The sequence below is a fragment of the Pseudomonas sp. MIL19 genome (genome assembly GCF_028680365.1).
Taxonomy (GTDB): Bacteria; Pseudomonadota; Gammaproteobacteria; order Pseudomonadales; family Pseudomonadaceae; genus Aquipseudomonas; species Aquipseudomonas spirodelae.
In genome coordinates this window covers 24,959-50,892 of sequence record NZ_JAPPVG010000016.1, presented here as the reverse complement: position 1 = coordinate 50,892, position 25,934 = coordinate 24,959, and the positions used below count along the sequence as shown (strand labels likewise).

The window sequence follows — 25,934 nt, the reverse complement described above, 5'->3', positions numbered from 1 at the left end:
AATTTTTATGTCGACTGTATTTATTGCACTGCAAACCAACGAAGAAACGCGCCCGATTATCGAGGCCATCGAACTGGACAACCCCGAGGCGGTCGTCAATCGCGAACCGGCCATGGTCAAGATCAATGCGCCGGGTCGTCTAGTCATCCGCCGCGAAACCATCGAAGAACAACTGGGCCGCAGCTTCGACATGCAAGAGCTGAACGTCAATTTGATCACGCTCTCTGGCAACGTCGTTGAAGACGAAGACTCCTTGACCCTGAGCTGGGGCAACTAAGCGAGGACATTTGTAATGGACATGAAAACCGCTAACAAAAAGATGAATGCGAAAGACAAGTACCGACTGCTGACGCGCGACCTGGCTTGGGATCCGTCGTATCGCACCGAGGAAGAAATCTTTCCCTACATCGCCTACGAAGGGCTGAAGATCCATGACTGGAACAAGTGGGAAGATCCGTTCCGCTTGACCATGGATGCCTACTGGAAATATCAGGCAGAAAAAGAGCGCAAGTTCTACGCCATCATCGACGCCCATGCGCAGAACAACGGCCACTTGAATATCACCGATGCGCGCTACCTGTCGGCGCTGAAGATATTCCTGCAGGCCATCAGCCCCGCCGAATATTCCTCACACAAAGGCTTTGCTCGTGCCGGTCGCGAGTTCCGTGGCGTGGGTACGCAAGTGGCTTGCCAGATGCAGGCGATTGATGAGCTGCGCCATGCGCAGACGCAGATCCACGCGCTGTCCAACTACAACAAGTTCTACAACGGCTTCCATGCCTTTGCCGATCAGCGCGACCGTATCTGGTACACCTCGGTAGCGCGCTCGTTCTTTGACGATGCCATGTCTGCCGGACCGTTCGAGTTCATGATCGCCATTGGCTTTTCGTTCGAGTACGTGCTGACCAATCTGCTGTTTGTGCCGTTTATGTCCGGTGCCGCCTATAACGGCGACATGGCCACCGTCACCTTTGGTTTCTCCGCGCAGTCCGATGAAGCGCGGCACATGACCCTGGGCCTGGAGTGCATCAAGTTCATGCTCGAACAGGATCCGGATAACTTGCCGATCGTCCAGGGCTGGATCGACAAGTGGTTCTGGCGCGGCTTCCGCGTACTCGGTTTGGTCAGCACCATGATGGATTACATGCTGCCCAAGCGTGTCATGTCCTGGCGCGAGGCCTGGGAAATCTACGGCGCCGAGAACGGTGGCGCACTGTTCAAGGATCTGGCGCGCTACGGCATTCGTCCGCCAAAGAGCTGGGATGACGCTGAAGCCGCCATCGACCATATGTCACACCAGTTCATGCTGGGCTTCTACCAGTGGAGCTTCGGCACCTCGTTCCACGCCTGGATTCCCTCTGACGAAGATTTGCAATGGCTGTCGGCCAAGTACCCGACGACCTTCGACAAGTACTACCGCCCGCGCTGGGAGCACATCAAGAAGCTGGAGGCCGCAGGCACGCCATTGAAGAACTACGGCCTGGCCAAACTATGCCAGTGCTGTCAGTTGCCTTGCGTGTTCACCGAGCCGGATGACCCGACCCTGATCTGCCACCGCGAAACGGAATACAAGGGCGACAAGTACCACTTCTGCTCAGATCACTGCCAGAGCATCTTCGAGAACGAGCCGGAGAAATACATACAGGCTTGGCTGCCCATGCCGGCGCTGTTCCAGGCGCCGACCAATGGCGACCTGGGCGCCTGGATGGATTGGGTCTCGCTCAAGGACGGCCAGGACAACGGTGACTTCGCCGATTCCGCCGACCGCCGCAACTTCGAGATGTGGCGCGGGATGGCTACGTCCAACCAGTAAGCCTCTGACGGGCGTGGCCATTGCTTTTGCAGCGCTCACGCCCCGACACAATAACAAGGAGAACACCATGCCTGTAGTCGCCCGTAAAGAGTACGTAGGCGTTGCCCGTGATCGCGTTGAGAACTTCAACGGCAAGCAGCTGGTTTACGTCAGCTGGGATCACCACCTGTTGTTTGCTGCCCCATTCCTGCTGTGTCTGCCGCCGCAGACGCGCTTTGCCGAGTTGCTGGAAACCGCGCTCAAACCGCTGCTGCAGGCCGACCCGGATGCCGCCGCGGTCGACTGGCAGGCGGTCCAGTGGCTCAAGGGCAACCAGCCCTGGGTGCCGAACTTCGAGGCCAGCCTGGCCGACAACGGTATTGGCCACAAAGACCAGCTGCGCTTCAAGACGCCGGGTCTCAACAGCATCTGCGCGGTTAGCTGAGGGGCGGGCCATGAGTTACGAATTGACGATTGAACCGCTGGGCCAGACCATCGAGATCGAGGAGGGTCAGACCATCCTCGACGCCGCCCTGCGTGCCGGTATCTACCTGCCGCACGCCTGCTGCCACGGCCTGTGCGCCACCTGCAAGATCCAGGTGGTGGATGGCGAAATCGAGCACGGCGAAGCCTCCAGCTTTGCCCTGATGGATTTCGAGCGCGAAGAGAAGAAGTGCCTGGCCTGCTGCGCCACCGCCGAAAGCGATCTGGTGATCGAGGCGGAAATCGACGAAGACCCGGATGCCGAAAACCTGCCAGTGCGCGATTTCGCCGGCACGGTCAGCCGCATCGAGACCCTGACGCCGACGATCAAGGGCGTCTGGATCAAGCTCGACGGCGCGGGCATGCACTTCCAGGCCGGCCAGTACATCAACCTGCAGTTGCCCGACGGCATTGGCAGTCGGGCTTTCTCGGTGGCCAGCGCGCCGGCGGATGGCAGCGAAATCGAGCTGAATATCCGTATCGTGCCGGGCGGTCGCGGTACCGCGTATGTCCACGAGCAGCTGCGGGTCGGCGAGCGGGTGAGCATCACTGGGCCTTACGGGCGCTTCTTCGTGAAGAAGTCGGCGCGCACGCCGGTGATCTTCATGGGCGGTGGCTCGGGGCTGTCCAGCCCGCGCTCGATGATTCTCGATCTGCTGGCCGAAGGCTGTGAGCTGCCGATCACCCTGATCTACGGCCAGCGTAACCGTGACGAGCTGTATTACCACGAAGAATTTCTCGCCATGGCCCGCCAGCATGCGAACTTCAGCTATGTGCCGGCGCTCTCCCATGAACCCGAGGACTCGGACTGGCAGGGCTTCCGCGGTTTCGTGCATGACGCCGCCAAGGCGCACTTCGACAACGATTTCCGTGGGCACAAGGCCTACCTGTGCGGGCCGCCGCTGATGATTGATTCCTGCATCAGCACCCTGATGCAGGGGCGCCTGTTTGAGCGCGACATCTACACCGAGAAGTTCATCTCGGCGGCCGATGCCCAGCAGGTGCGCAGCCCCCTGTTCAAAGCCGTCTGAGCGCGCTGCTGCGCTCCCGCCGTGCTTACCCGGGGAGCGGATAACGGCTGATTTTTATTCGCCATATTCAATACCTTAAGGGTATGTGGATTGGCCAAATAAAGTATTAGTCGGTATTGATTGGCTTTTCTAGACTCGCACACAGGGACACATACCGGCTGGCCTGGGCAGGTGCAGCCGGTAGTCATAAAGAACAATACCCCCGGAGTTCCCATGCGCCAGATTGAAAACTTCATCGCCGGTGAGTTTGTCGCCGCTGCCAGTGGCAAGCGGTTCGACAAACGTTCCCCGCTGGATAACCGCATCATCTGCTCGGTCAGTGAAGCCGGTCGTGGCGAAGTCGATGCTGCCGTCCGCGCCGCCCGCAGTGCCCTGCACGGCGAGTGGGGCGGCCTGAGCACCGATCAGCGCATCGAGTTGCTGTACGGCGTGGCCAACGAGATCACCCGCCGTTTCGACGACTTCGTCGAGGCCGAAATGTCCGACACCGGCCAGCCCGAGCACGTGATGAAGCATGTCTTCATTCCGCGCGGCGCGGCCAACTTCAAAGTGTTTGCCGACGTGATCAAGAACGTCGCCAGCGAATCCTTCCAGATGGATACGCCCGATGGCCGTGGCGCGCTGAACTACTCGATCCGTCGCCCCAAGGGCGTGATCGGTGTGGTCTGCCCATGGAATGCGCCGTTCATGCTGATGACCTGGAAGGTCGGTCCGGCCCTCGCCTGTGGCAACACCGTAGTGGTCAAGCCGTCCGAAGAGTCACCGCAAACCGCAGCCTTGCTGGGCGAAGTGATGAATGCAGTGGGCATTCCCAAGGGTGTGTACAACGTGGTGCACGGTTTCGGTCCGGATTCGGCGGGCGAGTTCGTTACCCGTCACCCGCAAGTGGATGCCATCACCTTTACCGGCGAGACCCGTACCGGCACCGCGATCATGAAGGCGGCCGCAGAAGGCATGCGTGATGTGTCGTTCGAGCTGGGCGGCAAAAACGCCGGCATCGTGTTTGCAGATGCCGACTTTGATGCGGCGGTGGAAAGCTTCTCGCGCTCGGTGTTCCTCAACACCGGTCAGGTGTGCCTGGGTACTGAGCGGGTGTATGTCGAGCGGCCGATTTTCGAGCGTTTCGTCCAGGCCCTGAAGGTCAAGGCCGAGGCGGTCAAGTACGGCCGCCCCGATGACCGTCACGCCAACTTCGGCCCGCTGATCAGCCAGGAACACCAGCAGAAGGTGTTGTCCTACTACCGCAAGGCTGTGGAAGAGGGCGCCACCCTGGTCACCGGCGGCGGCGTGCCGGAGATGCCGGCCGAGTTGGCCGGCGGCGCCTGGGTGCAGCCGACCATCTGGACCGGCCTGCCGGAAACCGCTGCGGTGGTGCAGGAAGAAATCTTCGGGCCTTGCTGCCATATCTCGCCGTTCGATAGCGAAGACGAAGTGGTGCAAAAGGCCAACGCCACCGATTACGGCCTTTCGACCACCATCTGGACCAGCAACCTGGCGCGTGCTCACCGCATGGCTGGGCGTATCGATGTGGGTATCACCTGGATCAACAGCTGGTTCCTGCGTGACCTGCGCACCCCATTTGGCGGCTCCAAGCAATCGGGCATCGGTCGTGAAGGCGGCGTGCATTCGCTGGAGTTCTACACCGAAACCCGCAACGTCTGCGTAAAACTCTGAGGCACTTATGGACAAGCAAAAGATCGAGCAGTACGGCGAAGAGCTTTATCAGGCATTCATCACCCGTCGGGCAATTGCACCACTGCTCAGTCGTGAGCCGGAGATCAGCATCGAGGATGCTTACCGGATTCAGGAGCGTTTTGTCGCACGTCGTCTGGCTGCTGGAGAAACTATCATCGGCAAAAAGATCGGTGCCACCAGCAAACCGGTGCAGGATTTTCTTGGTGTCTATCAGCCGGACTTCGGCATGCTCACCTCGGCCATGCTGTTCGCTGAAGGCGACACCATCGACCTCAGCCAGATGATCCAGCCCAAGGCCGAGGCCGAACTGGCCTTCGTCCTCAAGCACGACCTGAAAGGGCCGGGGATTACTGCCATGGACGTGATTCGCGCCACCGATTATGTGCTGCCGTGCTTCGAAATCGTCGATTCGCGCATCGAGAACTGGCAGATCAAGATTCAGGACACCGTGGCGGACAACGCCTCCTGCGGCGTATTCGTGCTGGGTAAGACCAAAGGCGACCCACGCAAGTTGGACATCACCCTGGCTGGCATGGTGCTGGAGAAGAACGGCGAACTGTTCTCCACCGGCGTCGGGGCTGCGGTGCAGGGTTCCCCGGCGAATGCCGTGGCTTGGCTGGCCAACACCCTGGGTGAGTTGGGTATCCCGTTCAAGGCGGGTGAGGTGATTCTCTCCGGCTCGCAATCGGCATTGGTGCCGGTGGTTGATGGCGACGAGTTGGTATGTACCGTCGGTGGGCTTGGTAGTTGCCGGGTGAAATTTTCCGGGAGGAGCGCGGCATGAACAGCAAACTGACACTTTCTCGCGAGGATATCGTTCGTCTGAGCGAGCGGGTTGAAGGCGCACAAACTCGCGCCTATGCCATTCCCAAGCTGACCAATGAATACCCAAGCATTACCATTGCCGATAGCTATGCGGTGCAGACCGAGTTGCGCCGGCGCTTTATCGAGCAGGGCCATAAACTTATCGGCTGGAAGGCCGGGCTGACCTCCAAAGCCAAAATGGTGCAGATGGGCGTTGACGTACCTTCAGTCGGTTTTCTCACCGACCGCATGGCGCGCCCGGAAAGCTCTGCCATCTCAGTGGCCGACCTGATCCACCCGCGTGTCGAGTGCGAAGTGGCGTTTGTCATGAAGGACGAGCTGCGCGGCCCCAATTGCACCGCCGAACAGGTGCTGGCGGCCACTGACTATGTGCTGCCAGCGGTGGAAATCATCGACTCGCGGTTCTCCGGCTTCAAGTTTGATCTGGAAAGCGTGATCGCCGACAACTCCTCTTCCGCGCGTTTCGTTGGCGGTGGCCGGGCGCGCTATGTCGAAGACATCGACCTGCGCACCCTCGGCGTGGTGATCGAGATCAACGGCGAGATGGTTGCCATGGGCGCGTCCGCCGCGGTGCTCGGCCACCCGGCAGAAGCCATCGCCATGGTGGTGAACATTCTGGCCGAGCTGGGTGAAGTGCTGCCCGCCGGCAGCTTTGTCATGAGTGGCGCGATTACCGAAGCCATTGCGGTGAAGCCCGGTGACAGTGTCGTAGCCCGCTTCCAGGAGTTGGGCAGCGTATCAATGCGTTTCGTCGACTAACAGAACAAGCCAAGAGACTTCCCCATGCCAATCATCGAAATGCACATGGTTATCGGCCGTACCGACGAGCAAAAACAACGGGTCGCGGCCGCAGTGACCCAGGCGGTCAGTTCGAGCTTGGATTGCCCAGTCGAAACCGTTCGCATCCTGATCACCGAACACGGTCAGGAAGAGTTTTATGTCGGCGGTATGACCAAGACCCAGCGCGACGCGAAAAAGGAGCGGGCCCAGTGAAAAAGATCAAATGTGCACTTATCGGATCGGGCAACATCGGCACTGATCTGATCTACAAAATCATGCGTAGCCCGGTGCTTGAGCCGGTCTGGATGGTTGGCATCGACCCGGAATCCGAGGGCCTGCTGCGTGCCCGTGAAATGGGCTTGAAAACCACCCATGAAGGTGTCGATGGCCTGCTGCCACATGTGCTGGAAGATGGTATTCAGATTGCTTTCGATGCCACCAGTGCCTATGTGCATGCCGAAAACAGCCGCAAACTCAACGCGCTCGGCGTATTGATGATTGACCTTACGCCAGCGGCTATCGGGCCGCTGTGCGTGCCGCCGGTGAACCTGCGCGAACACGCGGATAAGCTGGCGATGAACGTCAACATGATCTCTTGCGCCGGCCAGGCCACCATTCCCGTGGTCAACGCCGTCTCGCGCATTCAAGGTGTCGAGTACGCCGAGATTGTCGCCAGCCTTTCGTCCAAGTCGATTGGCCCTGGAACCCGTGCCAATCTGGATGAGTTCACCAACACCACCTCACGCGCCATCGAGAAAGTCGGTGGGGCGCGCAAGGGCAAGGCGCTGGCCATTATCAATCCGGCCGAACCGCCGATGATGATGCGTAACACCATCTACTGCCTGACGGATGACGAGCCGGATAGAACCCGGATCACCGAGTCGATTCTGCAGATGATCACCGAGGTGCAGAAGTACGTGCCGGGCTACCGCCTGGTCAACGGGCCTGTTTTTGACGGCAAGAAGGTATCGGTGTTCATGGAGGTTGCAGGCCTGGGTGACTACCTGCCGACCTATGCCGGTAACCTGGACATCATGACCGCAGCCGCCACGCGTACCGCAGAAATGTTTGCTGAGGAAATCCTCGCCGGCAACATTCAACTTAAAGCACCGGAGGTCGCGTAATGAGCCAGTCCAACAATTCGAGCCTCAAGGGCCGCAAGGTAATCCTGCATGACATGTGCCTGCGTGATGGCATGCACGCCAAGCGTGAGCAGATCAGTGTCGAGCAGATGGTCAAGGTCGCCACCGCGCTGGATGCTGCCGGTGTGCCGTACATTCAGGTCACCCATGGTGGTGGCCTGGGTGGCAACTCGTTGCAGCATGGCTTTGCCCCGCACACCAACGAGGAATACATCAGCGCGGTAGCACCGCTGATGAAGCAGGCCAAGGTTTCCGTGCTGCTGATTCCGGGTCTCGGCACCATGGCCGAGCTGCACTCGGCTTACGATTGCGGCGCGCGCAGCGTGCACGTGGCTACCCATTGCACCGAGGCGGACACCTCGCCCCAGCACATCGCCTATGCCCGCAAGCTGGGCATGGACACCACCGGCTTTCTGATGATGGCGCACCTCAATGATGCGGCCGGCATCGCCAAGCAGGGCAAGCTGATGGAGTCCTACGGTGCGCAGACGGTGTATGTCACCGACTCGGCCGGTTACATGCTACCTGAGGATGTGAAGGCTCGTATTGGCGCTCTGCGTGAAGTGCTCAATCCTGAGACCGAGATTGGTTTCCACGGCCACCACAACCTGGGCATGGGTGTGGCCAACTCGATTGCCGCCATCGAGGCGGGTGCGAGCCGCATTGATGGATCAGTTGCCGGCCTTGGCGCGGGTGCTGGCAATACACCGCTGGAAGTCTTCGCTGCTGTGTGCGAACGAATGGGCATCGAAACCGGCACTGATTTGTTCAAGCTGATGGACGTGGCCGAAGACATCATCGTGCCGATGATGGAGCACATTGTGCGGGTTGACCGTGAGTCGCTGACCCTCGGCTATGCCGGCGTCTACTCCACCTTCCTGCTGCACGCCAAGCGCGCCAGCCAGCAGTTTGGTGTTCCTGCGCGCGACATCCTGGTCGAGTTGGGCCGCAAGAAAATGATCGGCGGTCAGGAAGACATGATTCCGGACACTGCCATGACCATGGCTCGGGAGCGTGGAGTTGTGCTGCCCACGTGACGGTTCCAGGGTATGCGCGGCAGCACCTTACTTGTAGCGGGGGCGGATGATGAATATGGACAAAGAATTGGCCGTGGTGGTCGGCGCTACTGGTGCTTTTGGTCAGCGGATAGTGGCTCGACTGTGTGCCAACGGCCTGGATGTTGTGGCGGTTGCGCGCAGCGCAGCGGCGCTGGATGAACTGGCCAGCCTGAATCCTGGGCTGATTCCCTGTGTGGCCGACATCGCCAGTGATGAGGCTGTGGAGCAGATTCGCGCGGTGCTGGATCGGCCAGTACGAATGATCGTCCATGGCCCAGGTGTGGCGGTGGTCGGCGGCATTATCGATGCACCGACCTCGGCGCTGGTGGATGCGGTGAATATCAAGGTCGGCGGCTTGTTGCGGCTGACCCGGGCGGTGGATGAACGCCTGGTAAAAGGCTCGCGTCTGGTCGCCATCGGCGGTCACTACGGTTTTGAGCCCACGGCCTATGCAGCATCGGCTGGGATTGCCAATGCGGCGCTGGTCAATGCCGTGCGTCAGCTGAGTCTGGCTTATGGCTCGCGCGGGGTGACCGCTCACTTGCTTGCTCCGGGGCCAGCCGACACCGAGCGTTTGCACAGGGTGGCGGCCGACCGTGGCCGGCAGCGTGGCATCAGTGCCGAGGAGGTGTTGCAGGAGATGTGTCAGGAGTCCTCGATCGGCGCTTTTACCACGCCAGAACAAGTGGCCTGGGCCGTGAGCCTTCTGCTGGCGTCCGAGGCCGATGCGATGACGGGCTCGACCCTGATGCTGGATTCCGGCCGCCGTCGTGGTTTGCCCTGAGTGTTTCCGGGTCGAGCTGTTAGCTAATAAATCCAAGAACATCTAGCGAGATCGTCAATATGCCAGTCGTGAACTTTCACCTTGTGCAAGGCCATTGTTCGGCCGAGCAAAAAGTCCAGCTGTTAAAAGCCGCCTCTCAGCTTTACAGCCAGGTGCTGGAGTCCCCCATAGAGCGAGTACGGGCGTTTGTCACCCTGCATGCGGCAGATGAGTGCGCCGTGGCCGGTGACGTTGTCAGCGCTAACGGCCTGCATGCGCCGTATTTTGACTTCATCGTGCTGGAAGGGCGCCCGCTGGACGAGCGTCGGCAGTTGATGAGCGGCTTTACCAACTTGCTGGTCGACATCCTGGAGGTTGAACGCAGACTTGTGCGCGGCAGGTGTACCCGCGTCGAACCGCAGGACTGGTCCATCGGCGGGTTGGGTGCCGATGCATTGCGCGAGCAGGAAATCAGTGCCCGTGCCGCCAAGCTTGGAGTGGCCGGATGAAAACCCCAGAGCTGTATTGCGATGAAATAGCCACCTTGAGCTGGGTAGGTGCATCGCTTGCGGTTGAGTCGGCGTTAAGCCGCGCCGAGCGGCTGGGGATCAAGGTCAATGCGGCGGTCGTCGATCGCAATGGCAATACCTTGGCCTATTTGCGCATGAACGGAGCCTTTCTACATTCCGAGGGGCTGGCAATCGACAAGGCTTATACCGCCGCCAGCTTTGGCTTTGCCACCAAGGAGTGGATGGGCAAGATCGGTGACGATGAGCGACTGCGCATCGGCCTTACCAGTCGTCCGCGCCTGGTGGTTCTCGGTGGTGGCGTACCGATCATTCTCGATGGTGTTTGCATTGGCGGCATCGGCGTTTCCGGTGGCACTGAGGAGCAGGACGAGATCTGCGCGAATGCCGCCCTGAAAGCCCTGGGGCTGTTACCGATGGCCACTTCTGCTTAGTGAGTGTGCGCGATGAAGCATCAAGTCCTGATTGAAGATACCGGCGAGCAATACGCCTGCGACGAGTGCGAGTCAGTGCTCGATGGAATGGCGCGCCTGGGTCGGCGTGGCATCCCCGTCGGTTGCCGCGGTGGTGGCTGCGGAGTCTGCAAGGTGCAAATTGTCGAAGGCAGTTATGCCGCAGGCGTCATGAGCCGCTCTCATGTCAGCGCCGATGAACAAGCTGCGGGCGTGGTATTGGCCTGCCGCGTCATGCCACACAGCGACTTGTGTGTACAGGTGCTCGGCAAAATGAAGAAAACAGTGTGCAGGGCTCGCAGCGGTTCGGACTGCAGCGCTGACCCGGTATAGGCCGCCAACGCCGCATCTGTGCCGCCGATGGACTATCCGGGCATGCGCTCAGTATTGGAAGGGAGCGGATGCGGCGTGTCACCGAGGCTGAGCGCCTGGTGTGTGTTCATTGCTCTGCATTAGCCGTTTCGCTCGGTAGTGGCCATGGCTTTATTGCGGCTGATGGTTAAGCGCATCCTGCGTAAATACAAATACCCACCCGACCAGCAGGAAGAGGCAGCCCAGCTGGTGCTGGCGCAGGCTGAAACGCTGTGTGAGGCGTGTATGCAAGGCGGGCTCGCTGAGCAGCCTAGTGTTCAGAGCAAAAGAAAAATCGGAGCCGGTGCGGGCAGCCTTTCGACTGCCCGCACTTATATAAGGGTTATATAGGTGTTCGGGTTTGCAGGTTCCGGTAGATCCAGCACGCCAGCACCACCGCAATCAACAGCGGCACAAAGCGCACCATCAGAACCGCCACCAGCAACATCGCCAGGCAGCCAGCGAGGATGCCGGCAAACACAATCACGGCTGCGACCATGCGTAACAGTAGCGTCATATCGCCTCCTTATAGGTAGCCCTGTTCCGCCAATGACACACAGCCTTCGTGTCCCACGATGATGTGATCCAACGTCTGAACTCCGACCAGATTCAGCGCCTCCTTTAGTTTGTCGGTCAGCGTGCGGTCCGCCTGGCTGGGTTCGGGATCGCCGGAGGGATGGTTGTGCACCAGGATCACGGCAGCAGCGTTGTGTTTCAAGGCGACTTTAACGATCTCCCGGGGGTAGACGCTTGCTCCGTCCAAGGTGCCCCGGAACAGCTCGTGAAAGGTAATGATCCGGTGCTTACAATCCAGCATCAGCAGGGCAAAGACCTCGTGCTCGTAGCCTTCGAGTAGCGCCTGCAGATGACTGAATACGTCCCGTGGTGCCGTCAGTTGCCGTCCCCGGCGCAGGCGTTGGCTGGCCAGCTGTTTGGCCATCAGCAGGATGTCGGCCTCGCTCACCGGAGACTCGACCAGGTAGGTGCCAGCGGCTTCACCGGCTTTTAGCTTGTGCAGTTTCATCTCGTGCTCCATGGGTCGGCTGGCCGGTTTCAGGCGTTAAGGGATTGGTGCTGGCATTGGCTTTCCAGTTTCTCAGCCAGGCTAGGTTTTCCGCTTGGCTGCGGAGTGGGTTTGGTTGTTGGCTGTTCTGCGCCTTCAGCACAGAAGAATTCCTCTATCACTGCGCCACTGTCTTCCTCGCTGTCCTCGAACGCACCGTTGCCAAAGCCTCGACGTGCCGCCTCATCCAGCGCAGCCTGATCGAAACCAGCAGCTTGCCGTTGCTCATCCAGCTCATTGGCAACGCGTAGCGCTTCACTCATGTCGATGTCGCCACGTACCGTGAGGTCGACGTAAAAGATCGGTGTGCCGTGACTTTGCCGAGTCGACTTGCCACGTAAACGCAACTCCAACGGCAGGCAGGCCAAGCGGTTACCCGAGATAGCCTGGAAGTAATGCAGCCGAGCAGCCAGGGTGCGGATACTGTTGAAGCCGGTTGTGCGGAACACAAAACTGCCCAAAGGATCGTCATCACCGATCAGCACGTTCAGCCGGCCGTAAGGCTTACAGGCACCGCCTTTGGCCAGTGGGCAGGCATCCGGCGAAGGGCAGGGCAGTGATTGCATGCCGTCCTGGGTAACTCGCTTACACGTCTCGCCATTACCGACGCACAACGGCCGCCCGGTCTGTCGATCAAACAGCGTGTAGTCAGCGCGAAAGTTCAGTTCCGGTTCGTTGAACAGCAGGCGCACCGGGATGCTGCGCAGTTTGTCTTCCTGACTTTTGCGCAGCTCGTCATTGAGCGGATGCAGCAGCCAGCCGTCCTTGCCTTGCACCTGTGAGGTGATGGTGAATTGATCATCCTTTTCCGGCAGGCGCTTGCCGTTTTTCTCGATGACCTTACCGATAGAAATCCGCCCAAGTACTGGCGGGGTGATTGCTAGACCTTTGAGCATGGTGGTTCTCCTGCAAACAAAAAAAGGCCAGCCACGCAGCGCTATCTGCATGGACTGGCCAAGGGGGTGGGGATGAGGGGGGATTAGCCGATCAGGAAGCGCCGACTGCCTTGCTTGGTTTTGCTGTAACGCGCTTGCAGGTAAGGTTTGTCCTTAAGCATGCTTTCGACATCCAAGACGATGCTGTCCTTGGATTTCTTCCAGCTGATAAAGCCGTGGCTGAACTCCGCGCGGGTGGCATCACCCATGGCTTGTTGCAGCATCTGCTTGAGCTGGGCTTCGCGCGTTTCCTTCTCGCTGATGGATTGGCGCACCGCCTTGAGTTCCAGGTAGGCCGCTGCCAAACCGGCACGGCCACTGAAGTCGACGGTCTGGCCGCTGTCCTCCGGGTAGAGCGCGCGCAGTGCCATTTCGGCCGACGCTGAGCCATCAGCAGGCGGCGGCGTGTCGGTCTCGACGTAGTGCCAGAACTTGCGCTCCAGCTCGATCAGGCGAGCAATCATCTGCTCGTCCCGTTCGATGCGGTGGATCTCCAGTGTCTGGCCACCCAGCAGTACTGCTACATCTGCCGCCTGCTTGCCGGTGACAGCGAGCTGGTGCATGACCTGCAGTTGCACATATTCAGGCACGCCTTCTTTCCAGAGGCGTGCGCCGTTTATGCCGGCCGTCTTGCATTCGAGGATCTGCACGTCGTCAGCACCAATAACCTCGCGGTCGATGTTGGCCAGCATCCAGGACAGCTCAGGATCTGGGTGTTGCAGCACGGCGTTGATACGCCGCACCTTCTTTTCCGTGCGCTTGCTGTAATGCCAGGCCACCACCGGTTCCAGCACATTTCCCCAGTACATTGGGCTTTCTTCGTCGTGCGGATCGGCCTTCGGTAACGTGGTGTCACGACCGGTTTTCTCCATCCACAGTTCGAGCTGAGATTTATAGGGGTTGAGGCCAACGGCTGCGCCGGCATCCGAGCTGCCGATACCCTGTTTACGCACCGCCAACCAATCTTCACGTGGTAGTTCCTTTGTGCTGATCAGGCGCAGCGCCGGGCGCGGCTTGCTGGTGCTGCTGGTGTTGCCGTTCGATGAAGTGGCTTTCATGTGGTTACCTCACGGGCATAAAAAAACACCCTGTGAAGGCTGCCTTCACAGGGTGTTTGGGGAGTGATTCTTTAACCCGGCTATAGCGGGCAAAGATGGGGCGTTAAATAGGCTGGGTGGTTACATCACCTTGCCGTTGAAAACGACGGTGGTTTCACCCTCTTTCTTAATGCTCAGCTTGTTGCCGTCAGCAAAGGCCTCGACAATTTCCGAGCAGCCATCAATCCTGGCTCTGCCGTCGACATACTCGCTTTGTGTGTCGAAGCTAAGGACGTAGGTCGACGCGGGGCAGGACATACCGTTTTCCCCTGTCGAGACAATCAGCACGTACTTAGTCGGCCCAAAGGCATAAGCCTTTTCAATCACCACATAGCCTGTGCCATCTGGGTACTCAACGACCGACTCAAGCAGGTTCATAGCGCCAGCCCTGGAAGGGTAATAAATGGCGTTTCCACCCTCTATGGACGTGACCGTGAATGGGCCTGTTTCGCTGTCAGAAACCAGCACGGTTTCATAAGCAACGCTGGGGGCTGCAGGTTGGAGGGGCTCAGGTTTTGCCGCAATCAGGGGCTGTGCCGCTGGTGACGTGCACTGTCCGCTCTCGCAGATGCGGTCGCCTTTGCAGTCGGTGTCTTTGGCACACATTGCTGGGGTTTGTGTGGCCTGAGCAGTCTCTTCTTTGGGGGTGTCGCATCCGCTGATGATCAGCGCGAGTAGGGCAACGATAGCGATCTGTTTCACGGTTAAGTTCCTTCTAGATGATGAGCGGTCAGTATCGACGAACTTCAGTTTGGCGTCGAACAGCCACCCGGCGAAGTCGGCCGGGTGACTGCTGTCGTGTGGCTAAGCGGCCAGTTTCAACGCGCTGTCCAGTGCGCGCTGCTTGATCTGCGCGCCCTGGCCGAACCAGGCCGAGTCCATGCGGTACTCGTTGCTGCGCGCACGGCGTTCGTGGTCGACGTACTCGGTGACGGCATTGAGTAGGCCCCAGGCGGTGCCACGTGCCGAGTCGAGCTGACTGCCACGGCCACGACCTTCGTACAGTTCCTGGACCTTGCGAAGCGCGCGTTCGTTGGGTAAGACCTCTGGCATTACGCTGGTTGGACTGGTCTCGCACAACACGTTCATAAAGAAGCCCAGCGCTTCATGCCATTGCACTTTGCGCTCAGCCAGCGCACGCATGCGGTACATAAAATCGTCCCATTGCGAGACGGCGATGCCGAGCTGTTTCTTCACCACCGTTGAGTCAAAGCGCGTGTTGTGCGGCACCTTAATCGCACGGCTGGTGCCGTCCAGGGCAATGGTCAGGGTGTTGTTGCACACCACACGCACCGTTGTGGGCGTTGCAGTGGTGGCAAGGGTGCCGTCGCAGGATGTGGCCAGCAGCAGATAGCCGTTTACCTGGTCATGACCCTTTATTGCAGCGCCTTGACCGGTACGTGCCAGCGCCCAGAACTTGCGTCCACCCTTGAGCACACCAGCCGTTTCCAGCTCGTATCCAGAGACCTCGGTGAGATCCCGGTAGAACTCCAGCACCTCGCGCGGCTGCACCGTGTGATAACGGTTGGAAACCACCGACAGCGGTGCCTTAGTGTCCGAGCGGAACAGCACCTTCTGCTCAGGGAACGAGTGGATAGCGCCCAGCGGGCCGATGCTGTCAGATTTGAAATGCACAGGGCTTTCCTGGATCTGCCAGTCCATGCCGGCTTCGCGTTGCCAGACTTCGATGGGTTGTTTTTGCGTGAGTTGATTGCCCAGGCCATGCCACGGAGCAGCGCCAGCGTAGGCAATAGTTTCGACGAGATGAGCCATAGTTGAGATTCCTTTGGTTGCAGGCCGGCATAAAGCGCCGCGCACAGCGCAGCACCGTCCGGACGATTGACATGAAGGGGAGGTGGTGCCGAAATCAGGCCGGCAGGTTGAAGCGATGACCGCAGAGCAAGCAGAGGTTGTGGGCCAATACATGGCGGTCGAGCGTATCGCCCAGCTGCGCGCCGAGCGCACAACCGCCAACCCCGCCGGCTAGGCCGCCAAGGATGGCACCTGATACGTAACCGAGAGTGACGCCGAAAGGCCCTGCGATAGTGCCAATCAGCGCACCTGCTTGGCCGCCAGCCAGTGCAGCGCTGACACCACGCGCAACGCCGCCTACGGTGCCGATGGCTGCGCCGACTTTCATGGCCTGATGGAATGAAGCAACTTTGGGAGAATGACAGCGAGGACAGTGCAATGACATGGGTCAAGCCTCTTTGGTGGTGATGTCATTGCAGTAATGTGTGGTTGAGATTTTTTCGGATCGAATGGCTGCTTTGCAGCTGCGTAACCAAAGGCGCAACGGGCTGGAGTCGGCCAAAAGCAGTCATCTGGTATCTACAAAAGTTGGTGATTCACTTTGCAGAATGGTTTCTACAATTTTTGATGTTTACGTTGTTGCTTCACCTTGTACATTTCGCGGTCTGCCAGCATGACTGCCTCGTCCGCAGTCATGCTGTCCGGCATCACCGCCACTACACCGACGCTTGCGCCGATGTAGTCGATATCGCCAATATCTTGCCCTAACCCATATCGCCCTATTGTCGCGTTGGTCAGGCGATTCTGCATTAGCTCGGCGGCACGCTGCATGTCGTTTGCCATGTCCAGGTGTTCGAATGGAGTGCTCATAGCTATTACGATGAACTCATCCCCACCAACACGCCCGATTGTATCGCTGGTCCTGAGGCAATGTTGCAGTTGGGTGGCTACGCCACGCAGAAACTGGTCTCCAGCTTGGTGACCGTAGGTGTCGTTGATGAGCTTGAAGCCATCCAGATCGATGACCCCAACTAGCAGGTAAGTGTTCTCTCGCTTGGCCTGGGCGAACAAGCGAACGATATCGTTTAGGATGGCACGCCTGTTGGACAGGCCGGTCAGGGGGTCTATCAACGCCAGTGTTGCCAACTCGGCGTTGGCGACTTGAAGTCGCTCCACCAGCAGCTCACGTTCTAGGGAGTAGCTCAGCAACCCAGAGAGCAGCATCAGCAGTGGCTCCACGTCTGGAGTGCGGGCCACCTGATCTGAGCTGGCGGCACAGATTGTACCCAGTACACGTCCATCCAGCGATCTGATAGGCGCGCTCACATAGGTCCTGATGCCCAAAGCTGCTGCGGCCTCTGAGTCACCCCAGCACTCAGCAACGTTGTCCGAGTACATGCGGTTCTCGTCCAGTGCCCGCTTGCACAGCGTATCTTCCCATGGCACGACCAGCCCTTCAGGGATAACCATGTCACCGACGTTGCGGGCGAACTCGACACGCTGGACGCCTGCATCGGTATCAATGGTCGTTAGGTAGGTCGATTCCATACCAGTGACTTTGCTGAGCAGGCTCAGCAAGGGCCGTGTGAGCTGCTCCAGAGTACGGGCTTTGGGGATGGTTTCGGAGAGAATCGAAAGTATCTGATCCATTTCGGCGTGCCGGTAGCAAAGGGGTATATTAATTGTCGATCAATTAGCTACTTTCGGCCAGACATGAACATTTTAAGAACGACTGAATCGCCACGGATTTTGTAGACGGCAGATGACCGCTTGTGGCCGGGAGTCGCCTGTCTCGTCAGGCTGGAGTCGGCCAGAAGTGGACTTTGACTTCAGGCAATCCACGCTGCGCAATTTGCCACATCCAGCGATGTGGGATGTGAACCCGCCTTTGAGCGTTTCGGTTCGTGCCAAAGCCGCTTAGTACAGGCCACCGCTCTCTTCGCCTGCTCGTTTCAGCTCAATTCAGTCCAGTGATTTCGACCCCTCTATTGGAAACAGCCACAGACAGCCCCATCCGCACGAAAGCTGCTTGCCACGACAACATAGCCTAACTGCGACACCCTAGATGTGCCGCAAGCTCGCGCTGCGATACGTATCTTGTGTCGCATGCGCTAGCCGCGATAACCCCCGCACGTCGCAGACTCGATTTGCGACACACAGGTAACCGCATTGAAATCTTGGAGAACAATCTCAGACGTACGTAACCTTCAAAATCGAGATGCCAGCAGGGAGATGTAGGTGCAGCTGTGGTGGTGTTTGAATCGCCCTCAGATGTGCGCTAACCGGGCCAGGCATGACTGTAGTTTCTTACCGCCTGACAACAGGGGGAGGTGGTTATAATGCGACCTCAAAACCGCCACTGGCCCCATCCATGGACATTGATCTCGCCCGCACCTTTCTCGAAATCGTCCGTGGCGGCAGCTTTATTGCAGCCTCCCAGCGCATGCACGTAACCCAGACCGCTATTACCGCGCGCATCCAGAGCCTGGAGAGTCAGCTTGGCTGCAAACTGTTTGTCCGTAACCGCGCCGGGGCCAAGCTGACCGCCGACGGTGAGGTTTTCGTCGTGCATGCCAACCAGATGGTGCTCACCTGGGAAGCCGCGCAACGGGATCTGCCCCTGGTCAAGGGCTATCACAACATCCTCCACGTGGGCGGCGAGGTCAGTCTCTGCAACCCGTTGATGCTCAAATGGGTACGGGCCTTACGCGAGGGTATTAGCACCCATGCCGTGCGGGCCGACGTTGGCGATGCTCAACGCCTGTTGCATCAGTTGGAAGTGGGCACACTGGATGCGGCCCTGGTTTACCAACCGAGCTATTGGCCAAGCCTACAAGTCGAGGAGTTACTGGAAGAAAAGCTGATCCAGGTTTATCTACCCACCAATCCAGAGCCTTATATCTACATTGACTGGGGTGAAGCGTTCCGACGTCAGCACGATGCCGCATTGCCGGGAAAAGCCAAGGCATCCCTGGGCTTTAACCTTGGACCGTTGGCCTTGCAGTACATCCTTGAACATGGCGGCAGCGGTTACTTTCGCACCCGCGTGGTGCAGAGCTACCTCGACAGCGGCTTACTGGCACGGATGGAGAAAGCACCAGAGTTCAGCTATCCGACCTATCTGGTGTATTCCCGCGAACGTGATTCGGCGGTGCTGCAGCAGGCCTTTGCCCTGCTACGCGAAGTCGTCAGAAGCGATACGGACTGGTCCCAACGCTGGGACCCGATTATCTGATCCACATACCCACCCGGGAATGACTCTCGGCAATGCCCGGATTTCAGCCCAGATGGGCAATCAGGTCACGGTGCAAGGCCGTAATCAGATCCGTCTGGGTCACGATGCCCACGAGTTCGCCTTTTTCCAAGACCGGCAGACAATGCAGCCCCATACTCGACAGCAGTGGAATCAGCTCGACCACATGGGTATCGCTGTCCGTCGAGATCGCCGGCTGGCTCATCACACGGCTGACCGGAATATTCCCACGTCCAGGAAATTTGAGGCGGCGAGCCCTGCGTGAATGACCGAGCAAGTCCGTCAGGCTGACCACACCGACCAGTCGACGCTGTTCATCAAGCACCGGCAGACTGCGCACATGGTGGTGCTCGAATAGACGCAGCGCCTGGCGCAATGTGGTGTTCGGCGTCACGCTGCGCACATCCAGGGACATGATCTGCCAGGCGCGGATATTACCCATGCTGCGCCGCAGTGCGTATTTCTCAGTGGCACGGATAAGCTGCTCTAAATCCTCGCGGGTCACGTCAATAAATTCGCCCATATCTTCCAGGGCATGATCGAGGTCACCAGCCGTAATGCCGACGCGCTCCTGCGGTGCCAGATCATCGGTATTGTGAGTTTTGCCGGTAGGCACAGCGTGCGCCCGTGGATAGCGCACCCAGCTCAGGTTGTTGTACAGCAAGGCGAAGACCAGCAGGCAACAGGCGTTGAGCATCACCGGGTAGATGATCTGCCAATCCAGGCCGCGAATATGTCCATCACCTATGGCAACACAAAACGCCACAGCGCCACCCGGCGGGTGCAGGCAACGCAGCGGGCACATGAGGATCAGGGCCAAACCGACCGCTATGCTGGCACTGAGCATAGAACTGCCAGTGCAATGGACAACCAATAGGGCCACCACCGTCGCGGTGAGGTAGCTGCCGATGATCGACCAGGGCTGCGCAAGCATCCCCGAAGACACCGCGAACAACAGCACCGCCGAGGCCCCCAGCGGACCGACTAATTGCGCGGCCACTGTGGGGCCGAATAGCTGATGACAGAGCCAGGTAGTCAACAACACGCCCAGCCCCGCGCCCAGGCCGGCACGCAGCCACTCCCGGGGATGGGTGTTCATCGACTGAGGGACGAAAGCGTAGAGCCAGTTCAGCAGCGCAGAGCGAGGTTGGGGCATGGTTCGGTGCATCTGTAGTGAGAAAAAGGGCTCACACGCGTAAGCCCTGAAGCGTGCCAAGGGGTAAGGCACGGGTCCCCTCCGTGGGTATGGAAACTCCGGATTCAGGCATCCCACCTGCTCGCTCGCGGACACGCCACTGGCTCTGCCAGCGGCTCCATTACCCGGTCGCAGACGCGGCCGGTGGCGGCGGTCATATTGCGCGCGGCCAGTGCGTCATCGGCGAACGGCAGCAGTGCGGCTTGCTCCAGCTCGTCGCACGAGCTCAGGCCGATGCAGTAATAAAGGCCGCCGCAGAACACCACGAGTCCGAGAATAAACATCAGGCATGCACTCCAACCGACTTATGTGCGGTGCGCTCGCTGGAGCGTATGGTCATCCAGGTATTCCAGGCCATCAACAACATGCCACTGGCGAAGATCGCACCGCCCACCAGCCGCACAATAAAGCCTGGATGGCTGGCCTCAAGGGCCTCAACGAAGGAGTAAGTCAGAGTGCCGTCCTCATTGACCGCACGCCACATCAGGCCCTGGGTTATACCATTGACCCACATCGAGGCGATGTACAGCACGCTGCCCAGGGTGGCCAGCCAGAAGTGTGTGTTTATCAAGCCGACGCTGTACATCTGCTCGCGGTCATAGAGCTTGGGGATCATGTGATACAGCGTGCCGATGGAGATCATTGCCACCCAGCCCAAAGCCCCGGCGTGAACATGGCCGATGGTCCAGTCGGTGTAGTGCGACAGGGCGTTGACGGTCTTGATCGCCATCATCGGACCTTCGAAGGTCGACATGCCGTAGAACGCCAGCGAAACCACCAGAAAACGCAGGATCGGGTCGGTGCGCAACTTATGCCAGGCACCCGAGAGGGTCATCATGCCGTTGATCATGCCGCCCCAGCTGGGTGCCAGAAGGATGATCGACATCGCCATACCCAGCGTCTGCGCCCAGTCCGGCAAGGCGGTGTAGTGCAGGTGGTGCGGGCCAGCCCAGATATACAGGGCGATGATGGCCCAGAAGTGAACAATGGACAGCCGGTAAGAATAGATCGGTCGCGCAGCCTGTTTGGGCACGAAGTAATACATCATGCCAAGGAAACCCACAGATAGAATAAAGCCCACCACACTGTGCCCATACCACCACTGGATCATTGCATCGGTGGCACCGGAATAGATCGAGTACGACTTCAGCAGGCTGACGGGAACCGACAGGTGATTAACCACATGCACCATGCCCGTGACGATGATGAATGCCCCGTAGAACCAGTTGCCGACATAGATGTGCTTGACCGTACGCCGCGCGATAGTGCCAAAGAATAGGTAGGTGTAAGCCAGCCAAACGATGGCCACCCACAAGGCTATCGGCCACTCCATCTCGGCATATTCCTTGGAGGTGGTGATGCCTAATGGATAACTCACCATCAAGGCTACGATTGCAGCTTGCCAACCCCAGAATACGAAGCGCGCCAGGCCATTGGAAACCAGCGCTGCCCGACTGGTGCGCTGCACCACATACAACGAAGTAGCAAACAGCGCCCCGCCACCGAACGCAAAAATCACTAGGTTGGTGTGAATCGGTCGGATACGCCCGAAACTGGTCCAGGGCAGACCGAAGTTCAGTTCCGGCCAGACCAATTGGGCGGCGATAAACACCCCCATGGCCATGCCAAGAATGCCCCAGAGCAATGTCATCAGCGTGAATTGGCGGACAACTGAGTAGTTATAGGCAGGAGAAGGACGGGTATCGTCGGTAGCATTCATTATCAGAAGGTCCAAAGCACGGAATACGCGGCAAAGAAACCTGTCTACGCGATTTTGCAAAGCTGTCACGTAGCCGCAGAGCTCTCACAAACAAGCTCGCTAGCGCGTAATACTGGCTTCTCGGTCAACAGGGGTGCGTAGTGTGCAGAGCCTCATAGATAACATCAAACTAATAATACTAGTAATTAAGTTCACTATTAATGAACTAAAAATCCGCTTTTTACCCAGTTACTGTCACTGTCACGTAATAAAGCAATAACCATGGACGACTCAGCAACCCGGTGACGGCCCAAGGTTCAACACTGGCCAAAAAGCCAAAACCTAAGCAGGTACGCTCGGTCTCAGATCAGTGTTAACGGTCATCGTCTGAAAGCTGGTGATGGCTTAAAGATCCGACACACCCAGGTCTCGGAGTTCAATCATGGCTAGCAAGCCGAGGTGCTGGTCTTCGATTTGAGGCCACATGAGCGACCGGGAATGTAAAAACAACCTCCTAGCTTCGTCAGCGGCCGTGACTTCTCTGGGCGCGGACTCAACGTCAATTTCGGCAGCCTTAGCCGATCTCGCCTTGTTAAGTTTTTACTCGATCATGGGATCAGAAGTCCTATGGTCCTTTCAGGCAAAAAAATGCCGGCCATATGAACGGCCTCTTAACCATCTCGCTGCAGCGGCGCTTGCTTTACACTCATCAACTGAATCACCCCCAATTTCATACTCAAACATTGTCCGCTACTGGCCGGTTTTTGCCTGTTGCTACTGGCTGCTCTGGGGGCTCAGTAGTCACTTTTGGCTCGTGCAGAACTCGGCCCAGTCCGCCATCAGCGCCCATCTAAGTGCTTTCCTTTTTCCATTGATCCAGCAAATCAGCCCATTGCTGCATCATTTGTGCTCTGTCGGTCAGGTATTTCGCATGGTTGTAGGTGACGCGCACTGTATTTTGTTCGGTGTGAGCCAGTTGCATTTCGATCCAGTCTGCGGAAAAGCCCATTTCATTGAGTCTGGTGCTGCCTGTAGTTCGAGTGGCGTGTGGGCTGTATTTGCCGCCCCAGCCTAGAACGTTAAGCATCTGGCGAAACGAGGCTGAAACCATAGGGCGGGTGCGGACGTCTCGGTGCGGGAACAGATGAGCGTACTTCCCCGTAACGCCTTTTAGAGCCTGCAGCATCTCCACTGCCTGCGTGGGCAGTGGGTTTATATGCTCTTTACGCTTTTTCATTCGTTCGGCAGGAATGCGCCATAGGGCCTTTTCAAGGTCAAACTCTGACCATTGAGCCTCAGCTGCTTCATTGGGCCTGCTCAGAGTCATCCACATAAGTCGGAACGCACAGAGCGTTTCATGGCGGCCACCATGGGAGTCAACGTCCCTGAGCAGCTGGCCGATCTCATCTGTGGAAAGTGCTCGCTTGTGTTGGGTTTTGTTTTTGGGTAGCGCTTTGCGCACTGGATGAACGGGGTCGGTACTGGCGCGAAGGGTGGCAATGGCTAGCTCGAAGATGCTAGACATGGTGCGTTTTGCTTCATTGGCTACTGATAGCCCGTTGTCCTTGGCGGCCGATCTTAGTACGTCCAGGATGTGTGCTGGTGTGATTGCTTTTACAGGCAGTTCCCCGATTTTAGGAAAGACGACACGTTCCAGCATTCCAAGCCGTCTGGATTTGGTTATGTCCTCCCAGTCCTTTAGAGCTAGCCACTCTTTGGCCACTGCGTCAAAGGTGGTTGCTTTCTCATGGTCGCGCTTAACCCGTTCTTGTTGTCGGTGATGGGCAGGGTTGATGCCTTGTACGACCAGTGAGCGTGCTCTAACGCGCGCTTCGCGCGCCTCTGAAAGCGTAAGTAGCCGACCATTGCGGCGATCTTCAGCCTGCTCGGGTGTTTCACCCTTGGGGGCGACCACGTATTCCCCAATGGCAAATACGCTTTCCTTTCTCGTATTACCGTCGCTCAGTTCGAATCGATAGCGCCAAGCCTTAACTCCGTTTGGCTTTACCTCAAGATAGAGGCCATTGCCGTCTGTGAGCTTGTAAGGCTTCTCCTTGGGTTTTGCAGTGCGGCACTGAGTGTCGGTAAGTGGCATATTTGCTCCGGCGCGCTATACCCGGTTAATTTTCCGGGTATGAGATTGCTATACCCGGTAGCGTACCCGGTAAAGGTGTGGATCACAATGTGCTCTGAGGGATGTTGGTGGAAAAGAAAAACCCCTTGAATCGGCTAAATACAAGGGGTTTGGTGTCCGACAAGATCCGATAGAATCCGAATGTTTGTTTACACGTTAAAACGGAAATGCATGACGTCGCCGTCCTTAACGATGTATTCCTTACCTTCCAGGCGCCATTTGCCGGCTTCCTTTGCGCCAGCCTCACCCTTGTATTGGATGAAGTCGTTGTAGGCGATGACTTCGGCGCGGATAAAGCCTTTTTCGAAGTCGGTGTGGATTACGCCGGCTGCCTGTGGGGCAGTGGCGCCGACTTTCACGGTCCAGGCGCGGACTTCTTCGACACCTGCGGTGAAGTAGGTTTGCAGGTTGAGCAGTTCGTAGCCGGCGCGGATCACGCGGTTTAGGCCGGGTTCTTCCAGGCCTAGGGCTTCGAGGAACATGTCTTTTTCTTCGCCGTCATCGAGTTCGGCGATTTCTGCTTCGATCTTGTTGCACACGGGCACCACGGGGGCACCTTCGGCGTCTGCAATGGCCTGGACGATGTCGAGCAGTGGGTTGTTCTCAAAGCCGTCTTCGGCGACGTTGGCGATGTACATCACCGGCTTGCTGGTGAGCAGATGGAAGCCCTTGATCAGCTGCTTTTCGTCGTCACCCAGAGTCTTCATCAGGGTGCGCGCAGGCTTGCCTTCGCTGAAGTGGGGTATGAGCTTTTCCAGCAGGGCTTTCTGTGCGACAGCTTCTTTGTCGCCGCCCTTGGCGTTGCGGGTGGTCTTTTGCAGTTGCTTTTCGCAGCTGTCGAGGTCAGCGAAGATCAGTTCGAGGTCGATGATCTCGATGTCGCGCTTGGGGTCGACGCTGTTGGCAACGTGAATAACGTTGTCGTCTTCGAAGCAGCGCACTACGTGGGCGATGGCATCTGTTTCGCGAATGTTGGCGAGGAACTTGTTGCCCAGGCCTTCACCTTTCGATGCGCCCTCTACCAGGCCGGCGATGTCGACGAATTCCATGGTAGTAGGCAGGATACGCTTAGGGTTAACGATGGCTGCCAACGCTGCCAGGCGTGGGTCGGGCATCGGCACGATGCCGCTATTCGGCTCGATGGTGCAGAACGGAAAGTTCTCTGCCGCAATCCCTGATTTGGTGAGGGCGTTGAACAGGGTGGACTTGCCGACGTTGGGCAGGCCGACGATGCCGCAGTTAAATCCCATGGTGTGTCCCTCGCGCGAATGGCGGTAAAGAGTTAAGAGGAGGCTTTCTGGCTGTGCAGCTTGTGCATGGCCTTGCTCCAGTCACCTGCAAGTATTTCTGGCAGGGCGGCTAGGGCAAAGTCGATGCTGGTATCCAGCAGTTCCTGTTCGCTGCGTGGTGCGCGGCCGAGGACGAAGTTGGAGACCATGCTGCTGTGCCCTGGATGGCCGATGCCAAGCCGCAGGCGGTAAAAATTATTCTGATTGCCGAGCTGGGCAATGATGTCGCGCAGCCCGTTATGCCCGCCGTGCCCGCCACCCTGTTTGAGTTTGGCGACGCCGGGGGGCATGTCGAGTTCGTCGTGGGCCACCAGAATGGCTTCCGGCGGAATGCGGAAGAAATTCGCTAATGCCGCTACGGCCTGGCCGCTGCGGTTCATAAAGGTGGTGGGGATCAGTAAGCGAACATCGCGGCCCTGATGGCTGAATTTGCCCACCAGGCCAAAATACTTTTTGTCGGCATTGAGGTTGATGCGCTGGCTGTCAGCCAGGCGCTCAACAAAAAGGGCCCCTGCATTATGCCGGGTCTGGTCGTATTCGGGGCCAGGGTTACCTAAGCCAACGATCAGTTGTACGGCAGTCATGTCAGGAGCCCTTTCGTGGAAATCGCTCGGCATA

General features: G+C 58.3%; 29 protein-coding genes and 1 pseudogene. 16 read left to right on the top strand and 14 right to left on the bottom strand.

Annotation, left to right across the window (positions count from 1 at the left end; translation table 11 throughout):
• Window positions 1-7: 7 nt before the first annotated feature.
• The 15 genes and pseudogenes from N1078_RS12380 to N1078_RS19680 form a co-directional block, all read left to right on the top strand.
• Window positions 8-277, top strand: coding sequence for an MmoB/DmpM family protein (locus tag N1078_RS12380; RefSeq protein ID WP_131700732.1), 270 nt, complete (start codon window positions 8-10; stop codon window positions 275-277).
• 15 nt (window positions 278-292) lie between these two features.
• Window positions 293-1,813, top strand: coding sequence for a YHS domain-containing protein (locus N1078_RS12375; RefSeq protein ID WP_274088479.1), 1,521 nt, complete (start codon window positions 293-295; stop codon window positions 1,811-1,813).
• A 67-nt stretch (window positions 1,814-1,880) separates the two neighbouring features.
• Window positions 1,881-2,237 carry a phenol hydroxylase subunit P4 gene (locus N1078_RS12370; RefSeq protein ID WP_274088478.1) on the top strand — a complete coding sequence of 119 codons (357 nt, stop codon included), beginning with the start codon at window positions 1,881-1,883 and terminating at the stop codon, window positions 2,235-2,237.
• 10 nt (window positions 2,238-2,247) lie between these two features.
• A complete protein-coding gene (locus N1078_RS12365; RefSeq protein WP_274088477.1) occupies window positions 2,248-3,306 on the top strand; it encodes an NADH:ubiquinone reductase (Na(+)-transporting) subunit F in 1,059 nt (352 codons plus the stop codon).
• A 213-nt stretch (window positions 3,307-3,519) separates the two neighbouring features.
• A complete protein-coding gene (locus N1078_RS12360) occupies window positions 3,520-4,980 on the top strand; it encodes a 2-hydroxymuconic semialdehyde dehydrogenase (RefSeq protein WP_274088476.1) in 1,461 nt (486 codons plus the stop codon).
• A 7-nt stretch (window positions 4,981-4,987) separates the two neighbouring features.
• Entirely contained in the window at window positions 4,988-5,785 is a 798-nt protein-coding gene (gene dmpE / locus N1078_RS12355; protein ID WP_274088475.1) for a 2-oxopent-4-enoate hydratase, read from the top strand.
• Window positions 5,782-6,585: a 2-oxo-3-hexenedioate decarboxylase gene (gene dmpH, locus N1078_RS12350; RefSeq protein WP_274088474.1), complete on the top strand. Its 804-nt coding sequence runs from the start codon at window positions 5,782-5,784 to the stop codon at window positions 6,583-6,585. The genes dmpE and dmpH overlap by 4 nt, the downstream gene beginning before the upstream one ends.
• 24 nt (window positions 6,586-6,609) lie before the next feature.
• Entirely contained in the window at window positions 6,610-6,819 is a 210-nt protein-coding gene (locus N1078_RS12345; protein ID WP_274088473.1) for a tautomerase family protein, read from the top strand.
• On the top strand, window positions 6,816-7,730 hold the full coding sequence (locus N1078_RS12340; RefSeq protein ID WP_274088472.1) for an acetaldehyde dehydrogenase (acetylating): 915 nt from the start codon (window positions 6,816-6,818) through the stop codon (window positions 7,728-7,730). Before N1078_RS12345 ends, N1078_RS12340 begins: the two co-directional genes overlap by 4 nt.
• Entirely contained in the window at window positions 7,730-8,785 is a 1,056-nt protein-coding gene (gene dmpG / locus N1078_RS12335) for a 4-hydroxy-2-oxovalerate aldolase (RefSeq protein ID WP_274088471.1), read from the top strand. Before N1078_RS12340 ends, dmpG begins: the two co-directional genes overlap by 1 nt.
• A gap of 55 nt (window positions 8,786-8,840) precedes the next feature.
• Window positions 8,841-9,590 (top strand): SDR family oxidoreductase, encoded by a 750-nt coding sequence (locus tag N1078_RS12330; RefSeq protein WP_274088470.1) that lies wholly within the window; start codon window positions 8,841-8,843, stop codon window positions 9,588-9,590.
• A 59-nt stretch (window positions 9,591-9,649) separates the two neighbouring features.
• A complete protein-coding gene (locus N1078_RS12325; RefSeq protein WP_038606386.1) occupies window positions 9,650-10,078 on the top strand; it encodes a tautomerase family protein in 429 nt (142 codons plus the stop codon).
• Entirely contained in the window at window positions 10,075-10,530 is a 456-nt protein-coding gene (locus tag N1078_RS12320) for a GlcG/HbpS family heme-binding protein (protein ID WP_051939144.1), read from the top strand. Before N1078_RS12325 ends, N1078_RS12320 begins: the two co-directional genes overlap by 4 nt.
• A gap of 12 nt (window positions 10,531-10,542) precedes the next feature.
• Window positions 10,543-10,881: a 2Fe-2S iron-sulfur cluster-binding protein gene (locus tag N1078_RS12315; RefSeq protein ID WP_274088469.1), complete on the top strand. Its 339-nt coding sequence runs from the start codon at window positions 10,543-10,545 to the stop codon at window positions 10,879-10,881.
• Window positions 10,882-11,028: 147 nt separating this feature from the next.
• Window positions 11,029-11,139: pseudogene (locus N1078_RS19680) on the top strand (type I restriction enzyme endonuclease domain-containing protein); the annotation flags it as partial.
• Between the two features lie 103 nt (window positions 11,140-11,242).
• On the opposite strand, the gene N1078_RS12310 reads toward N1078_RS19680, so the two are convergent.
• The 8 genes from N1078_RS12310 to N1078_RS12275 all read right to left on the bottom strand — a co-directional run bounded on the left by N1078_RS12310 (window position 11,243) and on the right by N1078_RS12275 (window position 17,396).
• On the bottom strand, window positions 11,243-11,416 hold the full coding sequence (locus N1078_RS12310) for a hypothetical protein (protein ID WP_274088468.1): 174 nt from the start codon (window positions 11,414-11,416) through the stop codon (window positions 11,243-11,245).
• 9 nt (window positions 11,417-11,425) lie between these two features.
• Window positions 11,426-11,923: a RadC family protein gene (gene radC, locus N1078_RS12305; RefSeq protein WP_274088467.1), complete on the bottom strand. Its 498-nt coding sequence runs from the start codon at window positions 11,921-11,923 to the stop codon at window positions 11,426-11,428.
• 29 nt (window positions 11,924-11,952) lie between these two features.
• The gene (locus N1078_RS12300; protein ID WP_274088466.1) at window positions 11,953-12,858 is read right to left on the bottom strand and encodes a recombination directionality factor; all 906 of its coding nucleotides are present in this window, start codon (window positions 12,856-12,858) and stop codon (window positions 11,953-11,955) included.
• A gap of 83 nt (window positions 12,859-12,941) precedes the next feature.
• Window positions 12,942-13,955 carry a YqaJ viral recombinase family nuclease gene (locus N1078_RS12295; protein ID WP_274088465.1) on the bottom strand — a complete coding sequence of 338 codons (1,014 nt, stop codon included), beginning with the start codon at window positions 13,953-13,955 and terminating at the stop codon, window positions 12,942-12,944.
• Window positions 13,956-14,075: 120 nt separating this feature from the next.
• Window positions 14,076-14,696, bottom strand: a complete 621-nt coding sequence (locus tag N1078_RS12290) for a hypothetical protein (protein WP_274088464.1) — start codon at window positions 14,694-14,696, stop codon at window positions 14,076-14,078.
• Window positions 14,697-14,798: 102 nt separating this feature from the next.
• Window positions 14,799-15,767: a DUF932 domain-containing protein gene (locus N1078_RS12285; RefSeq protein WP_274088463.1), complete on the bottom strand. Its 969-nt coding sequence runs from the start codon at window positions 15,765-15,767 to the stop codon at window positions 14,799-14,801.
• A gap of 94 nt (window positions 15,768-15,861) precedes the next feature.
• Window positions 15,862-16,134, bottom strand: coding sequence for a hypothetical protein (locus tag N1078_RS12280; protein WP_274088462.1), 273 nt, complete (start codon window positions 16,132-16,134; stop codon window positions 15,862-15,864).
• Between the two features lie 227 nt (window positions 16,135-16,361).
• Window positions 16,362-17,396 carry a sensor domain-containing diguanylate cyclase gene (locus N1078_RS12275; protein ID WP_274088461.1) on the bottom strand — a complete coding sequence of 345 codons (1,035 nt, stop codon included), beginning with the start codon at window positions 17,394-17,396 and terminating at the stop codon, window positions 16,362-16,364.
• A 721-nt stretch (window positions 17,397-18,117) separates the two neighbouring features.
• Here N1078_RS12275 and N1078_RS12270 point away from each other — a divergent pair.
• Window positions 18,118-18,981, top strand: coding sequence for a LysR family transcriptional regulator (locus N1078_RS12270; RefSeq protein WP_274088460.1), 864 nt, complete (start codon window positions 18,118-18,120; stop codon window positions 18,979-18,981).
• A 43-nt stretch (window positions 18,982-19,024) separates the two neighbouring features.
• Here the strand turns inward: N1078_RS12270 and N1078_RS12265 are convergent, their stop codons facing one another.
• From N1078_RS12265 to pth, 6 genes are all read right to left on the bottom strand, one after another.
• Complete coding sequence (locus N1078_RS12265) at window positions 19,025-20,155, bottom strand: HPP family protein (protein ID WP_143508165.1); 1,131 nt, start codon at window positions 20,153-20,155, stop codon at window positions 19,025-19,027.
• Window positions 20,156-20,259: 104 nt separating this feature from the next.
• Complete coding sequence (locus N1078_RS12260; RefSeq protein WP_143508166.1) at window positions 20,260-20,478, bottom strand: hypothetical protein; 219 nt, start codon at window positions 20,476-20,478, stop codon at window positions 20,260-20,262.
• Window positions 20,478-21,914, bottom strand: coding sequence for a cytochrome-c oxidase, cbb3-type subunit I (gene ccoN, locus N1078_RS12255; protein WP_274088459.1), 1,437 nt, complete (start codon window positions 21,912-21,914; stop codon window positions 20,478-20,480). Before ccoN ends, N1078_RS12260 begins: the two co-directional genes overlap by 1 nt.
• An 829-nt stretch (window positions 21,915-22,743) precedes the next feature.
• Entirely contained in the window at window positions 22,744-23,988 is a 1,245-nt protein-coding gene (locus N1078_RS12250; protein WP_274088458.1) for a tyrosine-type recombinase/integrase, read from the bottom strand.
• Between the two features lie 188 nt (window positions 23,989-24,176).
• Window positions 24,177-25,277, bottom strand: a complete 1,101-nt coding sequence (gene ychF / locus N1078_RS12245) for a redox-regulated ATPase YchF (RefSeq protein ID WP_274088457.1) — start codon at window positions 25,275-25,277, stop codon at window positions 24,177-24,179.
• Window positions 25,278-25,309: 32 nt separating this feature from the next.
• Complete coding sequence (gene pth, locus N1078_RS12240; protein ID WP_274088456.1) at window positions 25,310-25,900, bottom strand: aminoacyl-tRNA hydrolase; 591 nt, start codon at window positions 25,898-25,900, stop codon at window positions 25,310-25,312.
• Window positions 25,901-25,934: the final 34 nt, after the last annotated feature.